Annotated in this window: 1 protein-coding gene; it reads right to left on the bottom strand. The window is 66.3% G+C overall.

What is annotated here, in order from left to right:
- A partial coding sequence (locus AC1D1G_RS45800) for a LysR family transcriptional regulator (protein WP_477957011.1) occupies nucleotides 1–532 on the bottom strand: 532 nt, incomplete at its 3' end.
- Nucleotides 533–665: the final 133 nt, after the last annotated feature.

Genomic DNA, 665 nt, shown 5'->3' with positions numbered 1-665 from the left:
GCACCAGGACGACGAGCGGCTGTTCGAACAGCGGCGTGACCGTCAGGCCCTCGGGCGGTGGGGTGAGACGGGAGGCGAGCGCGATATCGGCCTCACGGTTGAGGAGGGTGTCCAGGCACGTGCGGCGCGCGCCCTGACTGAGGACGAACCGGATCGTCGGATCCGTCGCGCGGACGGTGCGAATCAACTCGGGCACGAGGTGCTCGCCGAGCGACATCTGAAAGGCGACGCGAACGGTGGCCCGCGCCTGTCGGTCTTCGGACTGCACGGCGTCGAGGCCGTCCACCACCGCCTCGAGTGCGCGCTGTGCGTAAGGCACCAGTGTCCGGCCGGCATCGGTCAGGCGCACGCCGCGGCCGTCCGGTTCCAGGAGCGAGATGTCGAGTTGCTTTTCGAGTCGGCGGATTATCCGGCTGACCGTGGGCTGGGGCATCCCGAGCATCGCGGCAGCGACAGTCACATGTTCGACTTCGCCGAGGGCGACGAGGACGGGGAGGTGCGGCAACAGCGCCTTGACGGTCTCGCTATTCATGACTCAACTGTATGAGTCGATGGATGGTTCTGCATTGGATTCATCAGTTCTTCGGATCTAACGTCGACTCCATGCCCGCCACACACCTCACGGAGAAGGAGACCCGCGCAGCGACTGCCCTGCAGCCCACGCC

Source organism: Rhodococcus sp. P3_B8 (genome assembly GCF_056402775.1).
The sequence above is the reverse complement of the archived record's forward strand: the minus strand, read 5'-3'. Positions and strand labels throughout refer to the sequence as shown.